Genomic DNA, 19209 nt, shown 5'->3' on the forward strand with positions numbered 1-19209 from the left:
TTTACTTCCTCTAACGAAGGAAATAGAAGTAGTGTAGTACCTGTAAAGTCCAAAGGGTATTATCTCATTCAAGCATTCCTATCAATAGAATAGGATTGTGTAGTTATTCTCTAATACGAGGAGGAAATTATTCATGGCTAACAAAAAAACAAATTACCGTAAACTTTCTGCTGGTGCTGCTTCAGCTGCCCTAGTTGCCACAGCAGTCGTACCTACTGCTCTAGCATCAGAGGTGAAAACAGCTGCAACAGACTTTTCTGATGTAACTGCAGCACACACTCACTACGCTGCTATAATGCAAGCTGTTGAACGTGGTCTATTTGATGGTTACAAAGATGGGACTTTCAAACCTGAAAATTCTATTGACCGTAAAGGGGTAGTAAAATCTCTGGCGAAATATGTAGTTGCCCAATCTGACTATAAAAATTTCGAAGAATATATAACTGCCAACAAACTAGTAGACAAAGTAAAACCATTTAATGACGTACCTGCAACACATGGCGATGCAGAATTATATAATGCATCTTTAATCGTGAAAGATTCAGGAATATTCCGAGGCAGCAATAACAATTTAATGCCGGCTAACAATATTACTCGTCAGCAAATGGCCCAAGTACTAGTGAACGGGTTTGATCTAAAAGATCTTGCCGGAGTGGAGTCAAAAGTAACGGACAATTCTAAAGCACAAGCACAATATATAAAATACATCAATATTTTGTCGGAAAATGGTGTTACAGAAGTTACCGCGTTCAATCCAACTGGTGATGTAAAACGTGGGCAAATGGCTTCGTTCTTAAATCGTTCATTTGATGTAGCTCATCCAGACGTTGTGGATCCGACTCCTGAAGTTGTTTCCGTAAGTACGGATAACTTAAAACAGTTTTCTATTGCTTTTAACTCCAAAGTAGATAAAGCGACTGCTGAAGATATTGCGAATTATTCTCTTACGGATGTAACAACTGGTGCTACTGCAGATTTAAAGAACGGTTCTGTAGAATTACAATCTGATGGAAAAACTGTAGTCGTAACATTAGGTACGGAGGCTCGCCAACAAGACGAAGTGAAAGTGATCGTTGAAAATATAGTCAATCAAAAAAATGTTGCTATTAAAAAATTCGAAGAAAATGTGACATTCTTTGATAGAGTTGCACCGACAGTTGAGACACTTCGCACAGTTGGTCCCCGTTCAGTAGAGATTAACTTCTCTGAACCGTTAAAAGTTGCACCAACTGTTAAATTAGATAATGGGTCTATCTCTACAGCTGCTACAATTGATCCTTCTAATCGATCTAGAGCAGTAGTAGAATTTGGAATCGCACCTTCAGAAGGTGCACATTCACTTGAAATAGAGGGTGGCCAAGATTATGCAGCATATAAAGTAGCTAGAATTAGTAAAGAGTTTAACTATGCTGTGGATACAACAGTACCAACAGTTGCAATTGATAAAGCTACACCAGAACGAGTTACTTTTAAATTCTCTAAACCAGTTAAAGTGACAAACTCTGGTAACATTTCGCTCTATCATACTGTTAATAACAGTACTAATTACGTAGGATCTGGTCTTACTGCTGTAAATCCAGTCAATGGATTTGCGGATACATTTACAGTAAACTTTGCAACACCTCTTCCAGAAGGCACATCGAAGCTATTCTTAAATTCAAAAGAAAATGCTTTAGAGGATGCTTGGGGTAACGATGTTGCATCTAGCGAATTATCAGCAATGGTAGTTTTAGATAAAACATCTCCTACAGTGACAAATGTAGATGCTTCAACTGATAAGAAATTTGCAATTACTTTCTCTGAAGAAGTAAATGAAGCAACTGCCAAATTAGCAGCAAACTATGCTTTAACAGATTCAGCAGGTAAAGCTGTCTCCCTTACCGGAGCTAATTTCGTTTACGACAATGCGAAAAAGACAGTAACTGTTACTTTACCGACAAGCTTAAAACCTGGGTCTTATAAATTAGTAGTGAAGAATATAGAAGATATATCTTATGCTAAAAATAAGTTAACATCTCAAACACTTGATGTTGTTATACCGGACTCAACAGCGTGGGATGTCCAAAGTGCAGTTAAAAGTGGAAATAATATTCGCGTAACATTTAACGAACCCATGAGCTCAGAAGGGTTGACCAATCTTTCTAATTATAGTTTACGTAATAATGGGGCACTTGTTAATACCCCAGCCGGAACATCAATAGTTGTCATCAATAATTCAACAATTGAGATTCGCTTACCTGCTGGAAATACAGTTATCGATAGTATTGACGGGGTACGTGTTAGTGGGGCACTTAAAGATGCTGCAGGTAATGTATACAGTAATACGGATTACATCTTAGAGCCGGTAACGACAGATTCTTTAGGTGACATATCACTAGTAAAAGATTCTGCTATAGTACCTACAGCTAATACGGTTCAGTTCCAATTAAACCAGGAGCTACAAGGTTCATTGAATCCAACAATGTTTACTGTAGCAAATCCATCACCTACTGGAACATTTACATTTGGTGGAGCCTCTTATGTAAATAACAATGGAAAAGCAACTGTAACATTAACACTTGCAGCAAACAGTACAACATCGTCATTTGCACCAAACCAAGTATTAGATGTTGTAGCTACAGCTGGTGCATTGACTAATACATTTGGAACACCAAACTCCACCTTCACTGTTCCTGTGAAAGATGGGATTGCTCCAAGTGTGGAAAAAGGTAATGATGGAAAATTATTAATTGCTAATAATATAGCAACCGGTAATGTTTCTGATTTTACTATTGACTTCAATGAAAACCTATCCGCATCCACTGCTCTTTGGGCAAGTGATTTAGTAATCACGGATGTAAATGGTGAGAGGTTAAAAGCTGGAGATGACTATACGATAACTACATCTGCAAACGATGATATCGCTACGGTTGCTTTAGTAAATAGATACGCGACATACACTGGAGTCCTATCTGTTGCTTCTGTAACGAATCCGGCATATATCCGAGACGTAGCAGGCAATACTGCAAACGCATTTGCAACTACAACCCTAACGATCGAATAGTTTGAATACGAATATATTGTAAAAGATAGATAGGAAAGCCCTGTGGAGATAACTCTACAGGGCTTTTCTTGTTTGACTTTAATAATGCTCTTACTTATTCCTTGCAACATCTGGTTAGTTATTTTGTGGAATCAGAAAGAAGTACCTCTTGATTGTTCCAACCTTCCTGAATATCTCTATTTACAAATTAAGTGTTCGAACATTCTCCAAAACAATTACCCATAATTGAGCGCATCTCAATAATAAATACATTCCAACCAAAGAAATCCAAAAAGTTAAGGAAAGGGATGCCTTCCCTTAGTTCAAAGCCCTTTCTTATTCTTCCACCATTGCGTGTATGGTACGAAAGTATACCAAGAGATTATACGAAAGTGGAATACTGAAAATTCAAAAACTATACATTTGAGGGAGGCTCAACTGTCCTAGGCTGTATATACTGAAGTTAGTTCCAAAGCAAGTTGATCAAGTTGAACTTTAAAGGAGGCAGTGAATGACGTAGATAGACGTACTAAAATCCAAAATTGAATACCAAGAAAAAAGTGGCATTATAATCATTTTATCTATTACCATTACAACAGGCTGGGGAACCGAAAATGCAATGAGAGACTTAGCCAAAGAATTCACTTAGGTGGTAAAACCACTTTAAACAAAATTAAAGCACTCGAAGTAAAATTACTTTCAGACTACGAAATGGTACATGGAACCAAGTCTACCTTCTCAAAAGTAATATAAACTTCGGAACAAGCATAAAAATGGAAAGTTCAAGAACAAGTAATAACAAAAAAACTAAAACTAATTGGAGGAAATATAAAATGAGTCTTAAAAAGAAACTAGCAATGGGTATTTTAACTGGAGGATTAGCAGTAAGTATGATCGGTGGAGGAACTTATGCTTATTTCAATGATGTTGAAGTAAACAACAGCAGTTTCGCTGCGGGTACGTTGGATATTAACGTTAAAGGTAATGACAAAGATAATGCCATTATTAATGTAACCAATATAAAACCAGGCGATTGGATGCTTCGTACATTTAAATTAAATAACACAGGCAGCCTAGATGTATCCAAAGTATTACTAACTTCAAAATATACCGTTGCTGATGCAAAATGGAATAATGCTGGCGCAGATTTTGGTGATCATATTAAGGTTAAATTCCTTGCAAATAACGACAAACTGTCTCCAGTTATTTGGGAAACTACTTTAAGTGAATTATCTAAAACAGACGTTGTTAACAATAAAAATTTATTTGATTTGATTGGAGAAAAAGACGGATTAAAAGCAGGTAACTCCGATACGCTTACAGTTCTGTTTGAGTTCGTTGACAATGGTCAAGATCAAAACGTTTTCCAAGGGGATTCTCTACAACTTGAATGGACGTTCGATGCAAAACAAACAGCAGGAACATTAAGATAATTCGAACCTTGGGAGGAGAGCCCTTCTCCTCCCTTATTTAATTTTACGAATCCATAGCTTCTAATTCTTATATATATTTCTCAACATATAACCTAATTTTGTGTTTTGAGGAATATATTTAAGGAAATCCAGCAAGAAGGTTAGAAAGGTGGAATCGGATTGAAAAGTAAACGTAGGCGCAGATACAAGAGAAAGAAATATGATTTTATCTTAATTTCAAAAATTGCACTCATTTGTTACTTGGCTATCTTTGGCCTCGGTTATTTAACGTCTGACACTTCCGCATACCTCAGCAGCCAGTCGGAGGTATCCCAGACTATCACTGCCGGTATATGGGAAGTTCCTGAAATTCTGGTTAATGCATGCGGCGAAGAATACACAATTGATGAAGTAACGGGAGACGAAATCTTGGTAAACCCAAAAGACAGTGATGAAAATCCTACTGAAGCAAACGAAGATGATCTTGACTGTGAGGCTAAAGATGAAATACCTGAAGAAATAATTGATTTGGATCCTGCAGAAGAGTTATTATGCGAGAGTAAAGATGGCACTATTATAGGTGATGAAAACGACGGGGATTCTGCTTCAAGTGAGAAAGTCAAAGCTGACTGCGAGAATAAAGATGATAAGTCTAATGAAGAAATTGATAAGGATAAAGTAGTAGAAGATGTAGAAACAATTGAACCGATTAATGAGAAACAAAATGAATTAGAAAATGGAAACAATGAAGAGAATAAAGAAAACACTAACAAAGAAGATTCGGTTAATAGCAAAGAGGGTGAAAGTACAAAACAGCCGAGTGATATTACCCCGACAGATAAAGACACTACAACAGACAACGCAACAGATAGTAATAGCACCAAAAACAAAAATACTGAAATAAACGATGCTGTAAAACCAGAAACAAACATAGAGAAAGTAGAGGGGGATACAAATGAGATATAAAAAGGTAACAAAAAAAGAAAAAACAATGAAGTGGATCAATAACATAGTCTCCGGTATTTTAATGATTCTGCTTATCAGTGTAACAATCGTAGTAGTTATATCGAAAGCCTCCGGTGGAGAACCACAGCTTTTCGGCTACCAGCTTAAAACAGTTCTATCAGGATCCATGGAACCTGATATTCAAACAGGTTCAATCATTGGCGTAAAGTTAGCTGAAGAAAAAAATGACTTCAAAAAAGGCGATGTCATTACATTCATGGAAGAAGATATTTTAATTACTCACCGTATCACTGAGGTGGTCGAAAGTGGAGACTCCGTACTTTACCGGACAAAGGGTGATAACAACAATGCAGAGGATATGAATCCGGTTATTTCCGACAATGTGGTAGCGGAATATACTGGTTTCACATTGCCATACGTAGGATACTTCATTAATTTTGCTCAGTCTAAGAATGGTGCATTATTACTGTTGATACCTGGATTCCTGTTACTTATCTATTCTGCATATACGATTTGGAAAGTACTATCTGTCATTGAATTGCGCCCTAAAAAACCAGTAGATGTAGTAGGAGAAGATAGCGGGAATACTCCATCCTGACCTAATCGACAGAGAATGCAAGGAGGCATTACCATGATTAAACTCTTTCGGTTATCCATATTATTAATAATTAGCTTTATCTGTGTCTCACCTGTAACCACTGTGTTGGCAGAAGATGAAAAGGCTGAGAATGACTTAGCCATCAGCCTTTCACCAAACGAAAAATTATTTGACATTACTAATATGAAGCCCGGTGATTGGGCGCCGAGGACTCTTACAGTGAAGAACTCTGGAGGCGCAGATTTTGTCTACCAGATGCAGTTGCAAAACAGTGGAGAAAAAAAGCTCTTCAATGAGCTAATGGTGGAAATTAAAGCTGGGGATATAGAATTGTATCAAGGGAAATTGGCAGAGCTTAAATCGTTACCGGAGAGAAAACTTACAAGCGGTACCGAAGAAAATTTAGATATCACTATCCGCTTTCCAGAGCATCTCGGAAATGAGTTTCAAGGACTAAGCTCGGCTTTTGTTTTCTCTTTTACGGCTGAAGGAAAAGATAATACAACTGTCCAAGCCATGACAAAAGGACAAGTTGCCAGCGTTAGTACAACACCATCCGAATACAGTCAGCCTCCCTCCTCGGCAACTATATTTTATCTGATATTAACTGGTACTTTAATTGTAGCAGGTGGAATCGTGTGGATGGTCATCAGATATTACAGACGGATGAAGGAAGCGAGACTTTAAGTTGTCTCAAAGTGTTGGTTAGTTTTTAGAGGAACTTTAGAAAAGCTGACACTGCATGGAGTAACATGCAGTGTCAGCTTTTTTGATTTCTTTATTAGAGGGTTATTAGCTCTTAAACTAGAATATAGTTATCAGTAAGATAATTTTTATTAGGGAGGAAGAGAATTGAAAAGAGTAATGAAGAAACTCAGTTTATTTTTTGTCCTGGCGCTTTTAGTGCAGCTTGTAGCATTTCCAGGCCTATCATTTGCGGCTGAAAAAGATACAGAAGCGCCAACTTGGGCAAATCCAGTAAATTATTTAGCACTGGGAGATTCGTTAGCTACTGGTGTTACACCGGAAAACAAACTAGGAAATGGCTATCCGGATTATATTGCAGCGGCTTTGAAATCTACCAATGCATTAACTACATTTAACAAAGGGTTTACTTTACCAGGTTATACAACTTCGGATGTTTTAAAGGATCTCCAAGCAAATGTGACCAAGCCTGTAGTTGGTACTGGCAATAAAGGAGATAGTGCTGAGTTGCATAAGTCTATCGCAGCAGCAGATATAATTACTATTAGTGCAGGAGCGAATGATATACTCCCTTATTTCAAAGTAGACGCAACTAATAGTCCGGCTGAGGCACCAAGTGTAGATTTGGCTAAAATTACTGCTGCTCTCAAACAGGTTAACGTTAACTATAGCCAAATATTAAAATCCATTTACTCGATAAACCCAAATGTTCAAGTGTATGTAATGGGTTACTATAATCCATTTCCACATCTTGATAAAAAATACCAAGTACAAATCGCTCAGTTAATGAGTGGAATAAATGGAGCGATTCAATCAAGCCTAGCAGGCACAACCGGACATTTTGTTCCTACTGCTGAAAAAATCGCAGAAAATTACCCTGCAAATCTACCAAACAACCAAAATATCCATCTAAGTGAAGCGGGTTATAAAGTAGTTGCAGATTTGTTCCATCAAAAACTAGTAGAAACTTTTCCATGGATTTCGAAGGATGTATTAAATGTAGCAGTTTCAAACAAAACCACTGCAATCCTAACTTGGAAAGCCGCTTCAGACAATACAGGCATAACTAGTTATGCTATTTATATTGGCAAAGAAAAAGTAGGTCAAGTAACAGGAGACACACGCACGTATAAAATGGAAGGTCTAGAAGAAAATAAGGCTTACACGTTTACAGTAATAGCATTAGATGCTGCGGGCAATACAAGTACTGTGAATCCTTCTAGCACGATTACTACAGGGGTAACACCCAAAGCTTTCCCAGATATCCAACAACATTGGGCCAAAGATTATATTACACAGGCAGTGACTGCAAGAATAGTAAAGGGCTATCCAGACGGTACCTTTAAGCCAGAAAATAAGATTACTCGTGCACAAGCAGCTTCTATTATAGTAAACGCATTAAAACTAAAAACAGACAAAGCAGCGCCATTCAAAGACATTGATATTTTCGCTGCAGAAACACAAGCGGAGATTGCAGCTGCTTATCAATATGGAATTATAAAAGGAAGCAACGGGAAGTTCCGCCCAACCGAATATGTCACTCGAGCGCAGTTGGCACTTATGCTGAAAAGAACGGTAGAATCGGTTACAGGTAACCCATATACGGCAGCAATCCCAGCACCATTTACAGATATTACCCACTACGATGATGAAACAAAAGCAGCCATATCCATGCTGGCTACATTTAAAATCGTAAATGGTTCTGAAGGTAAATTTATGCCAGAAGATACTGCAAAACGAGGTCAAGCTGCTAAGATTCTGATGAATTCATTAACATACTTAAAATAGTATATTATTACCCAAGCGGCTCTATATTGAGCCGCTTATTTAATTTTTCTTATCCCCCCCACATAATCTCCCGAAGTATGCTAACAATTCTAAAAATAGAATCCCTACTCCTACTAAATTGTTATATACTAGGAGTAGGGGAAACTATTAACAATTGATTTCGTCTAATTTTTGCTGTGATGTTCATAAAAAAGGGGGATGTTTATAGATGAAAAAACAAAATAAGTTTCTAACGAGTTCAATAGCTATATCTTTAGTAGCAACAGCAGTTGCACCTACAGCTCTAGCAGCAAGTTTCTCAGATACTACTGGTAATACACACGAAAAAGCGATTTTTGCATTAGTAGAAGCTGGTGTTATTAGTGGCTATCCAGATGGTTCGTTCAAGCCGACGAAAACATTGACACGCTCTGATGTTGTGAAGTTGATTGGAAAATACTTAGTAGCTGAGGGGTTTGTTGTACCTGAAGACTATAAGTTTAAATCTCGTTTTACAGATATAGCGAAAACTAACGTAAATGATGAATTATTACAATATGCAGCTGTGATCAAGGATAATGGAGTGTTTTGGGGCACAGAAGATAAACTCCTTGCTCATCAAAATATGACTCGTGAAGATATGGCAATCGCTTTAGTTAGACTCATGAATATCGGAGAAAGTGAGAATTTTGAAGATTATGTAGCGAAACAAGCATTTAAAGGCGATGTAAAGGACTTGGCAAACGCTAAAGTAGCTGCTCGTCCTTATATTACTGTACTTGACTACTTTGATATTACAAATCCTACATTGGATAAGTTTAACCCTAAAAGCACAACAACGAGAGGACAATTTGCAACTTTCCTTCAACGAGTAATTGAGTTAAATGGCGTATCGATTAAAACTTTTGAAGCGACGGGTGCACAAGCATTAACAGTAACTTTCAATAAAGTTATAGATTCATCAGCAAAAATTACTGTCAAAAAAGGAACCTCAGTCGTAGGAATCACAAATGTAGAATTCGCAAAAGATAACAAGTCTGTCAAGCTTATCCTATCTGATAGATTAACTGCAGGTACATATGATGTATCAGTTACTGGAATATCAGATACAAGCTTATCCATGTCAACTTCCGTGAAAGAGGAGAAAGTAACTTCTATTGAGTTTCCCAAAAATGCAGCTGTCCCAAATACTGCAGGAAACAAGGTGCGAATACCGTATAAAGTAGTAAACCAATACGGGGAAGATATGACAGCATATACTCAAGGATTAGTGGTAAATACAGATGTGACTGGAGCAGGTAGCAATGTTGCTGTAAAGCCAGCTGAAGGTTTTATAGAAATTTCGAAAGCGACAGCATCTTCTACTTTTAAACTGGGAGATAATATTTCCATTACTTTATTAGATACAAAGACTTCTACATCTTCTTCTAAAGTGGTAAAAGTATCTGAACTATCTAAGGTAGCTGAAGTGAGCATTAAAAATGTGTATAACGATTTAGATCCAAGCCTTACACTAAATCCTGATGCTACATACGAAGATTTTCATCTAGTTCTTAAAGCAATAGACCAATATGGCTTAGAAGTACCATTTCAAGATATCTCGAAAGACGTTACCGTAAGCATTTCGGATACATCAATCGTGGACGTGAACAAAAGTGCAACCACACCTACTTTTTCACAATTAATAATAGAAGGTCAAAAACAAACAGTGTTGGAGCTTAAACAGCCAAAAACGAAGAAAGCTGGTAAAGCAACTATTTCCATCAACTCAAAATCTACCGGAAAAACGGCAAAATATGAAGTGGTCGTTGCGGAAGGCGTGAAGGCAGATACAATTTTGCTACGCAACCCAAATTTAGTTGTTGCAGATGAAAAGACAGAAGTACCTTTCGAAGTTCGAGGTATAGATGGAAAAGAAATTACAAATGCGGTAACTTTGAATAATGCTAATGGATTGAAAATAACGACTAGTGATCCTAAATTGAAAGCAACGATAGAAGCTGATCCATCAACAGGTAAAGCAAAACTAATGCTCACTGATTCATCTACAGCAAATACAGATCGCCAAGTTTTAATATCTGCAACAACAGCAACATTGAAATCTGCAACACTTTTAGTAACTGTTAAAGCAAAAGCAGAAGCAAGTAAAGTTGTCGCAACAAAAGACGTTGAAACCAATCTATTAGTTGGAGGGTCACTTTCATTAAACAAAGACTCTATTATTGTACTAGATCAGTATGATCGTGAATTTCTTCTAGATGATTCCAAACTTGCAATGGCAGAAACAACAGCAAACGCTAGTAAATACTTTGTTCTAGTATCTGCAATGGATGACAAAGTAACAGTCTCAGCAAATAAAACTATCACCGCTAAAAACGACGTGACAGTTACTGGTAATAAAAAAGGAGCAGATACGTTAAAGCTTTCTTTACAAAAGGTAGACTCAAAAGGGAAAGCCCAAACGATTGATTCAAGTGCCTATGAAATGAACCTCAAAGTAATAGATAAAGCGAATATCATAGCTTATGAGATGAAAAGAATTGAGCAAATATATGATAACCCAGCAAGGTTAAACATAGAAAACTATGCAACTGAGTTGATAGTTTATGGGATTACACCAGATGGCAACAAACTGATTGTGCCTAAAGCGGAGTATACTGTTATCACAGGGCATAATGACCTTATCTATAATGAAACAAATGGGAAAATTTCCGTTCGTGGAATGAAAGATATTATAGACAAAGATGATCAAACAGTTCTAGTGAAAGTAATAGTAAATGCTAATCTTAAGCCAGTTACACTAGACCAAGAAATCCTAATAACAAAAACCGAGCCACTTGCAAACAGTATCAAGCTTCAATCATCTAATGGTCTGACAGTTGGAGACCAAGTCTTAAAGGTCCCGGCAACAACAGCAACGGTAAATATTGCATCAGCAGATTTACGAGCAGTACTGAAAATCACTGACCAATATGGAGAAGATATTTCTAAAACAGCAGCAAGCCGCATCAAACTAACGGTAACAAATCTTGTAAACGCTGATGCGGACAACGTAGTACCAAGCGTAATAGGTAATGGAACCAACAATCTATCATTTAAAGACGTAGAAACAGGAGACTCATTCTACTTAACTTATGTCGTAGATGGCAACATACTAACAACTCAAGTACTAGTAGGTCAATAAAACAAAAAATCCTCTCATCTATTGAGAGGATTTTCTTATTCACTTTAAATATATCTAATAAGCCGCCATATAAAAACAAGTAACTAACACATGGCACCATCCAATCACCACTAAACCTCATCCAACCATCATATAACCTTCAAGCAACTAACACAAAAAAAGCGCCCACCAGTTTTTCAAGGGCGCTCACAGAAAAAGTCTAAACTTTAATATTTCTAATTTTACTTGTTATATACGTCCAAAATGTAACGAGTCCATATGCGGTAATAATCGACACAATTGGAAAGACAAGCAGTCCATATCTTGGAATGGTTAAGAAAATATTTGAAAAGAATATATATATTAAAAGTAAAGTGCTCAGGTAAACAAGAGGTTTATGTTTTCTCAATAAAATAGCAGATAAGAAACCAATCGCTACGACGAACATATTTTGAAACTTGAAAAAGCCGAGCCAAAATGCGGAAAACACGCCATTATAAGGTCCTAGTCCATCAGGGTTTCCTAAACTATCGAAAAATAACCATAAAGTTTTACCAACCGTAAACCAGCTCAACCAGAGTGGGAGATCTGTTTCGAACCCTTCAATAATTCGTTGTTTCCCAAATTCAGAATCAGATAATCCCGCCTCTATGGATTGTTGAACAAGCACGTCCTGAGGGATTAAGTAAAATGGATTAGCTCCACCTAGAAGGGGGCCACCTGAATGCGAAGAAAACAGATAATGTTCCCCGAACACGATTAGATTTCTGACGACCCAAGGCATCATGACGACAACGGGTCCGATCACCCAAATAAAACCTATTTTCACACCTTCTTTAAATCCTTTATGACCAACAACGATGAACCAAGCGAACAACAACATGGGAGCTGGCGTTGCACGGAACATTAATAGAAGTGATGCAACGATTCCAAATAAGATATGATAGCGGTATTTATCTTTCGCTAATGCAAATAAGAACAACCAAATCGTCAGAAGGAATAAAAAGATTGCGGGAATTTCAGTAAGGGCGGTTCTGAAATAATGTAGCGGACCGATATGTGTCATATAGAAAATACTAGCAAGGATTGCTACCCATTTATGTTTGAATAACCGCATCGAAATCGAATAGATTAGGATGACAATACCCAAATTCAACAGCATATTTGACATTCGATAAACCATAATATGATTCGTATTAAGTAAGTCTGCTATTTTGAATAATACGGTTAAATAAAGCGGATGGCCGTATGTTACATAGGCATTAGAGCCTTCAATATTATAGCCGTAAACTCCATCATTAATGAGTTGCCAAGCCATTTTCGCATAAAGTGACCCGTCTCTTGACCCGTATATCGAAATCGCTTCTCCAAATCGCTCCGGTTCGTTAAATAATGTTCCGGGGTGCATGATTAAGAAAAAGAGATTTACGATCAAATATATAAATAATATACCAATAAATACAATGTGATTCTTAATGAATTTCACGTGAATTGTTCACCTCTAACTATTTAGCTACAAGATATACTCCAAAAATAATAATAGCCATTCCACCCCATTGAGTTAGGGAAATTGTTTCCTTGAAAATGAAAAGTGCAAAGATTGCACCGAAAATATAACCAATACTTTGACTTGGATACGCAACGCTAAGTGGCAGCTTACTTAAAATAACGAGCCAAATACCTGTCGCAATAACATACAGCGTAGCTCCACCGATGAATAGAGGGGATAAGATGACTCCGATGAGGGTTGAAACGTTCCATTGTTCAATTCCTGTTACAGCCAGTTTCCATAAGATTTGCCCCGTTACGAGGAGAGAAATATTTATTAATAACAATAGATAAACCATGTCTTATTCCTTCTCTTCTAATTTTTTTTTCAATATCGCTTGTTCCTGCGTTAACGTCGTTAACTCTTTGTTTAGTTTAGATACTCTTCTAGTTAAATCGAAAATAAGTAGAAGGGAAAACAATAAACCAAATAGAAATAATAGAGAAGGTGCGTAAAAGATGCCAATATAGTCGCTTAACTTATTGATGAAATTCACATTAAGTGTAAGAAACCCCATTGCAACACACGTAACAATCCATAAGAGAGAATACTTCGTCTCCAGAATTCCTCTTCGAACCGACTCGATGATGATAAAAAATAAGAAGAGAACGATTAAAAATGAAAGTAAGCTAATATTCATATTAGTTCTCCTTAATTAATTTTTGCATAATAATGGAAAGTGTCACTTTGAACATATAATAGAGTGACTTAATGGGTGTAATAGATGACACGCCGCCTTGACGGGCATGCATATTAACCGTTTTTTCAATAATCACCATTTTTTTTCGTCGTAAATAAATAATGACTTCTGGCTCTGGATAATCACGTGGATAATCATAAGCAAATAAGGCAATAACCTTCTTATTCATGGCACGGTATCCAGAAGTTGCGTCTGTAAATTTTTGACCCGTTAACAAAAAGATGAGGTATTGAAAGTAATAGATACCAAATCTTCGTGCTAAACTTCCTTCGTATGCGGTCTTTTCCACAAAACGGGATCCGATACACATGTCGCAATCACCTGCAAGAACTGGTCTTACAATCGATGCCAAATCCTCTTCGTTATGTTGTCCATCTGCGTCGAATTGAACAGCAACATCATAACCAAACTCATGCGCATATCTAAAACCAGTTTGAACTGCACCACCGATACCTAGATTATTTATAAGATCTAACAAAATAATGTCCGGATGCGATCTCACAATTTCGGCAGTTCGATCTCTAGAACCGTCATTGATCACACATATATCCACAGAACTATGGGTCGTTCTTAATTTCTGTAGTTTATTAATTGTATTTTCAATCGCTTCCTCTTCATTAAAAGCAGGAACGATGATTAAAACAGTCGAATCTCCACTATGAGTATTCAACGGAAAGCCCCTTTCATTACAAATACTAGTATTCAAATCAATACTCCTGATAATAACATAGTTTATATAACTCAATCAAATCCATCATCCACACTTTAAATGCGAACTAATTAATGAGACACAAGTGATTTCATATATTTCTTTAATATTTCTTCGACGCCTTGACGTAAATCAGGTCGTTCTAAAGCAAAGGCTATAGTCGTATCGATAAAACCTAGCTGCTCGCCTATATCGTAGCGCTTACCTTCAAAATTATAGGCATAGACAGGTTCATTTCTATTCAGTCGCTCAATTGCGTCCGTTAACTGAATCTCGCCACCAGCTCCAATTTTTTGATCCTCTAGTAGAGAGAAAATAGCTGGTGTTAAAATATATCTTCCGACAATCCCAAATTGAGAAGGAGCATCCTCCTGTTTTGGTTTTTCGACAAATTGCCGAACCATCATTAAACGCTCGTCCGTACTAATCGGGTCTATAATGCCGTATCGATGAACGTCCTCCAAAGGCACTTTCTGTACACCAATCACACTACTTTGTACCTTATCAAAATGATTGATAAGCTGTGCTAGACAAGGAACTTCACTGGAAACGATGTCATCTCCAAGTAAAACAGCGAATGGCTCATCTCCTATAAATTTACGTGCACACCATATAGCATGTCCAAGCCCAAGTGGTTCTTTTTGGCGAATATAATGGATATCCACATTGGAAGGCGCTTGTACTTTGTTTAACAGATCATATTTTTCATGCTCTAATAGGTTTGCCTCTAGTTCAAATGCATTATCAAAGTGGTCTTCAATCGCACGTTTATGCTTTCCTGTGACGATAATGATATCTTCAATACCAGATGCAATAGCTTCCTCTACTATATATTGAATAGTTGGCTTATCTACAATTGGTAGCATTTCTTTTGGCATAGCCTTTGTAGCAGGAAGGAATCGTGTACCAAGACCTGCCGCTGGAATAATAGCTTTTCTTATAGAACCCATTGTATACACTCCTCTATTTATTTAACTTTATAACAATGATGTCACCCTTGACTCGAATCGAATCTGGATGAGGCCATGTTGGCATCTCTTCAAACCATTCACTATCTTGAATTGTGTTTTTTTCTAGTTCGCTTGCTAAGTGGAATGATTCACCAAACTCGTTGGCGAACAAATACTGGTAATGGTATGGCTGTGCTAAAATTGTTTCCCCAATAACGCCCGTCATAGATGGTAATTTGTCAGGAATTGTTGAGGAACCCAACTCGGACTTCAAATAATATGTACCAAATATCGCAAGCTTCGTGACATTTTCATAACCATCCGTTTGTTCCATACGGTCCAATACTCGGTTCGCATAGGAAATGGACTTTTCATACTTTAAAGTGGTATTAAAATAGGAAATGTTGGCGATTAGTCCAAAGTTAAAAACGGTTAATCCGAGTACAATAACTGTAGACCAAGCTATCCCTTGACCAAATCTTTTTTCACTAATCATTTGGTCATAAAACAAAATTGGGAGTATATAAAAACTAACAAGTCCCATTACCATTAGCATATGGTATTCCACACCAGGCGACACGAAATACATACAATAGGAAAGTACTGGCATCATTACGAAAACGCCAACTACAAGTACAATATGTCCAATTGATAGTCTACGTAAAGCCCATATTAAACCTGCAATAGTTATAAATACCAACACGATATTCAAAACATCCATGAAAGTCATTGGTATATCTGCCTGGAAGCCTCCAAAGAAAAAGTTCAGCATGGAATCCTTAATAGCGACAAAAGCCGATAACAAGTTCAAGGAACCAGCCCCGATTTCACTCAATCCTTGATAATCAGTAATCTCCCCAGCAAAATAGGTTTGATAGGTTTTAAATGTAATAGCATAAAGAATCATGCCGATACCAATTGTCCATACATAGCTAGTCCACTTATAAACCATTACTTTTATCTTTCTATTCCCAAATAATAGATCTTGCAACCATACTAATGCGATTAATGTTAGTGCAAATGGTAAATTTGCCTGATAAATGCCGACAGATAAATAAAAGATTAAAGCTCCCGCTATAAAGCCATATTTAAATTTTTGTGTCACTAAAACAGCTAACGCAGCGAGCAAGAATCCCATCATGTATCCATCGGCCGTGAACATATAAGAAAAGGTGGAAGCGACCGTCGGGAAACTTACGACCAAGCCGGCTGTTAACCAAATGGACAAGGTTTTCCGAAGCTTTAAAATCTCTACAATCAGCACGACTGTAATTGCTAAATAGAAAATAGACATTACTCCGATGACAAACGGTAGATCAAAGAATGAACTAATCCCACTAAAAGGACCGAGGAAAAAGCGTCCTAATTTAAATTTCAATTGTGTATTATGAATATTAATAAGTCCATCATGGTTAGGTAAATAATTGACAAATGCGTATAAATGAATCAAAAAGCCAATAACAACACTGGCTATAAATGCAGACTTCCACTCTGGGCGAAGCCACGTCTTGAATTTTTCTAAAATTTGTTCTGGCATACAAGTACTCCTTTTATTTATATTAATCCCTTCAAATTATAGCATAGCTCCACAGGTGAAATGTAGTCGAGTAGCAAGAGGGTTTATTGGTATAATAGATGAGACGCCAATAACGTGTAGTATAAGCACTTTAGAAAACACTAAGTTATATGAGAGAGGTTTTATAATGAAACATATAATAACGTTCGTACTTGTTTTATCTTTCATTTGGGCAATAGATCAACAAGAAGTAGTAGCTGAAACTGATCAGCCCAAGATAGGAGTTCTGTTTCATGGCCCAAGTAATACATATACAAAGACTAAAAAATGGAGTCTCTCCAATGACAAGGCAGAGAAACTCTATCAGCTCTATCAATCTCAAGATTTTCAAGTTTCCAAAATTACTGAAAATGAATTAAAAAGTTTAAGTGAGTTGCGCAAATATGACGCGATAGTATTCCCATATACGGTCATGATGAATGTAACAGAGCGTGAAAATGTGAAATTATACGTGCAAGATGGGGGAGGGGCTATCTTTGCTTTTGGAACTGCCCGAAATGAGTCTGCTCATATGGATACAGTTCTCATAAATGATAAAACTCCACTTATCTATGATACCTTAACTTGGATATGGGAGTGGGACAACCTTACGGAAGTATTTGCATCGCGTTTTATAGATGATGTTCAGTTAACCAACTTCACAGTGAACAATACATCGAACAAACATCCTATTTTAACGAACTCATATAAAGAACTTGGCAAAACAAATTTCTCCTTTACCAATACGAGACCTGCTGGGGATTGGGTGGAAGTGATAGAACCTTGGAATAATGCCATTTCACCACTACTAACTTATACAAATTATTCCGCAACTGACAAACCAGGTACTGTAAAAAAAGGCACAACAGGTGCTGCTTATGCAGTAGAACATGGCAAAGGTAGAATGGTGTATATAGGATTTAAAATGTATGACCACATAACAGCTGGGAAATTGCAGAGCTGGGACAAGACAACCGGCGACAAGGAAGGGCAAGTATTCTTAAAGCATTCCCTAAACTGGGTTGCCGAGCCACACACAACGGAAGTAAAACGAAAATATAATGTCTCACTAACGCAAAGTAATGTATCAGCTTATCAAAGAGCAAGTGACTTTGTTGTGTATAGTACAGTTTCAGTAGAAAACAAAGGCAATGTTCCAGCGCGGGGCACAATTCACGTAGACGTATTAGATTCCAATGACCAAATTATTGCTACGACTAAAAAAATGTATTTACCTGGACTATCTCCGGACAAGTCTAGTTATCGTATACGCAATGAAAAGTTCCAACTTTCTTTACCTAAAAAACTAACAAATGGAACGTATACGATTAAAGCTATATTTACCGAAGGAAGAAAGGATAGAACTGGAATTGCTCAGCAAATTCCGGTAGTAGCTTCAACAAAAATATTTAAAAAAGTATCCTCTTCCAACTATGCGGTCATCGGCGAGGTACCATTCTTTCCAGACGTCAGTAAGTCAAATGCAGCCTATCAAGATATGCTATCTCTTTATCAACTTGGAATTATTAAAGGCTCTAAAGGTAAATTCTATCCAACTGGGACACTTTCGCGTGTTCAAGCAACAGAAATGATTTTACGATCACTTGGCATTAATGCATCCGATTCTGCAACAATGAGCGTCACAGATATGAAAAAAGGAGATTATGGCTATTCAGTACTTGCAACCGGTGTTCGATATGGCATTATTGAACCGCAAAACGGCAAGATCAATGCCTTCCAACCAATGAACCGGGATGTTATGGCAAAAGCAATCGTAAAAGGATTTAAGTTACAAGGCATAAGCGACCATAACTTTAAAGACATAAGTCCAACTCATCCATACTATAAAGAGATTACTACATTATATACAAGAGGAATCACCACCGGTTTCACAGTAGACAATACGTATCGACCAAATGACACGGTAACCAGACAGCAATTCGCATCCTTTATCAACCGAGCATTGCACTAATAATTACGGAAAAGAATCGATCTAATCGGTTCTTTTTTTCTTGGGAAAATAAGAGAGTACGAAAACAAATTTCCATCAAGATATACTTTTAATCGTACTGCAAAATAATGGTTAAATCTCAAATTTTTCTTTTATAAGACT

Annotated in this window: 14 protein-coding genes; 8 read left to right on the forward strand and 6 right to left on the reverse strand. The window is 37.1% G+C overall.

Going from position 1 to position 19209, the window contains the following annotated elements; genetic code table 11:
* Positions 1 to 133: 133 nt before the first annotated feature.
* The 7 genes from MKX39_RS03625 to MKX39_RS03655 all read left to right on the forward strand — a co-directional run bounded on the left by MKX39_RS03625 (position 134) and on the right by MKX39_RS03655 (position 11654).
* Complete coding sequence (locus tag MKX39_RS03625) at positions 134 to 3043, forward strand: S-layer homology domain-containing protein (RefSeq protein ID WP_340768339.1); 2910 nt, start codon at positions 134 to 136, stop codon at positions 3041 to 3043.
* Between the two features lie 812 nt (positions 3044 to 3855).
* Positions 3856 to 4455 carry a TasA family protein gene (locus MKX39_RS03630; protein WP_340768340.1) on the forward strand — a complete coding sequence of 200 codons (600 nt, stop codon included), beginning with the start codon at positions 3856 to 3858 and terminating at the stop codon, positions 4453 to 4455.
* Between the two features lie 159 nt (positions 4456 to 4614).
* Entirely contained in the window at positions 4615 to 5400 is a 786-nt protein-coding gene (locus MKX39_RS03635; protein WP_340768341.1) for a SipW-dependent-type signal peptide-containing protein, read from the forward strand.
* Positions 5390 to 5998 carry a signal peptidase I SipW gene (gene sipW / locus MKX39_RS03640; RefSeq protein ID WP_340768343.1) on the forward strand — a complete coding sequence of 203 codons (609 nt, stop codon included), beginning with the start codon at positions 5390 to 5392 and terminating at the stop codon, positions 5996 to 5998. The genes MKX39_RS03635 and sipW overlap by 11 nt, the downstream gene beginning before the upstream one ends.
* 33 nt (positions 5999 to 6031) lie before the next feature.
* Positions 6032 to 6685 carry a hypothetical protein gene (locus tag MKX39_RS03645; protein WP_340768344.1) on the forward strand — a complete coding sequence of 218 codons (654 nt, stop codon included), beginning with the start codon at positions 6032 to 6034 and terminating at the stop codon, positions 6683 to 6685.
* A gap of 165 nt (positions 6686 to 6850) precedes the next feature.
* The gene (locus tag MKX39_RS03650; RefSeq protein WP_340768345.1) at positions 6851 to 8491 is read left to right on the forward strand and encodes an S-layer homology domain-containing protein; all 1641 of its coding nucleotides are present in this window, start codon (positions 6851 to 6853) and stop codon (positions 8489 to 8491) included.
* A gap of 208 nt (positions 8492 to 8699) precedes the next feature.
* Positions 8700 to 11654 (forward strand): S-layer homology domain-containing protein, encoded by a 2955-nt coding sequence (locus tag MKX39_RS03655; RefSeq protein ID WP_340768346.1) that lies wholly within the window; start codon positions 8700 to 8702, stop codon positions 11652 to 11654.
* A 199-nt stretch (positions 11655 to 11853) separates the two neighbouring features.
* On the opposite strand, the gene MKX39_RS03660 is transcribed toward MKX39_RS03655, so the two are convergent.
* The 6 genes from MKX39_RS03660 to MKX39_RS03685 form a co-directional block, all read right to left on the reverse strand.
* The gene (locus tag MKX39_RS03660) at positions 11854 to 13119 is read right to left on the reverse strand and encodes an ArnT family glycosyltransferase (protein ID WP_340768347.1); all 1266 of its coding nucleotides are present in this window, start codon (positions 13117 to 13119) and stop codon (positions 11854 to 11856) included.
* Between the two features lie 19 nt (positions 13120 to 13138).
* On the reverse strand, positions 13139 to 13480 hold the full coding sequence (locus tag MKX39_RS03665; RefSeq protein WP_340768349.1) for an EamA family transporter: 342 nt from the start codon (positions 13478 to 13480) through the stop codon (positions 13139 to 13141).
* Between the two features lie 3 nt (positions 13481 to 13483).
* The gene (locus tag MKX39_RS03670) at positions 13484 to 13822 is read right to left on the reverse strand and encodes a DUF2304 domain-containing protein (protein ID WP_340768350.1); all 339 of its coding nucleotides are present in this window, start codon (positions 13820 to 13822) and stop codon (positions 13484 to 13486) included.
* Position 13823: 1 nt separating this feature from the next.
* On the reverse strand, positions 13824 to 14552 hold the full coding sequence (locus tag MKX39_RS03675) for a glycosyltransferase family 2 protein (protein ID WP_340768351.1): 729 nt from the start codon (positions 14550 to 14552) through the stop codon (positions 13824 to 13826).
* Positions 14553 to 14662: 110 nt separating this feature from the next.
* Positions 14663 to 15541, reverse strand: coding sequence for a UTP--glucose-1-phosphate uridylyltransferase GalU (galU, locus tag MKX39_RS03680; protein ID WP_340768352.1), 879 nt, complete (start codon positions 15539 to 15541; stop codon positions 14663 to 14665).
* A 13-nt stretch (positions 15542 to 15554) separates the two neighbouring features.
* Positions 15555 to 17078, reverse strand: coding sequence for a glucosyltransferase domain-containing protein (locus MKX39_RS03685; RefSeq protein WP_340768354.1), 1524 nt, complete (start codon positions 17076 to 17078; stop codon positions 15555 to 15557).
* Between the two features lie 166 nt (positions 17079 to 17244).
* On the opposite strand from MKX39_RS03685, the gene MKX39_RS03690 reads away from it, so the two are divergent.
* Entirely contained in the window at positions 17245 to 19068 is a 1824-nt protein-coding gene (locus tag MKX39_RS03690; protein ID WP_340768356.1) for an S-layer homology domain-containing protein, read from the forward strand.
* The last annotated feature ends 141 nt before the right edge of the window (positions 19069 to 19209 follow it).

This window comes from Psychrobacillus sp. FSL K6-1464 (assembly GCF_038003145.1).
GTDB lineage: Bacteria > Bacillota > Bacilli > Bacillales_A > Planococcaceae > Psychrobacillus > Psychrobacillus psychrotolerans.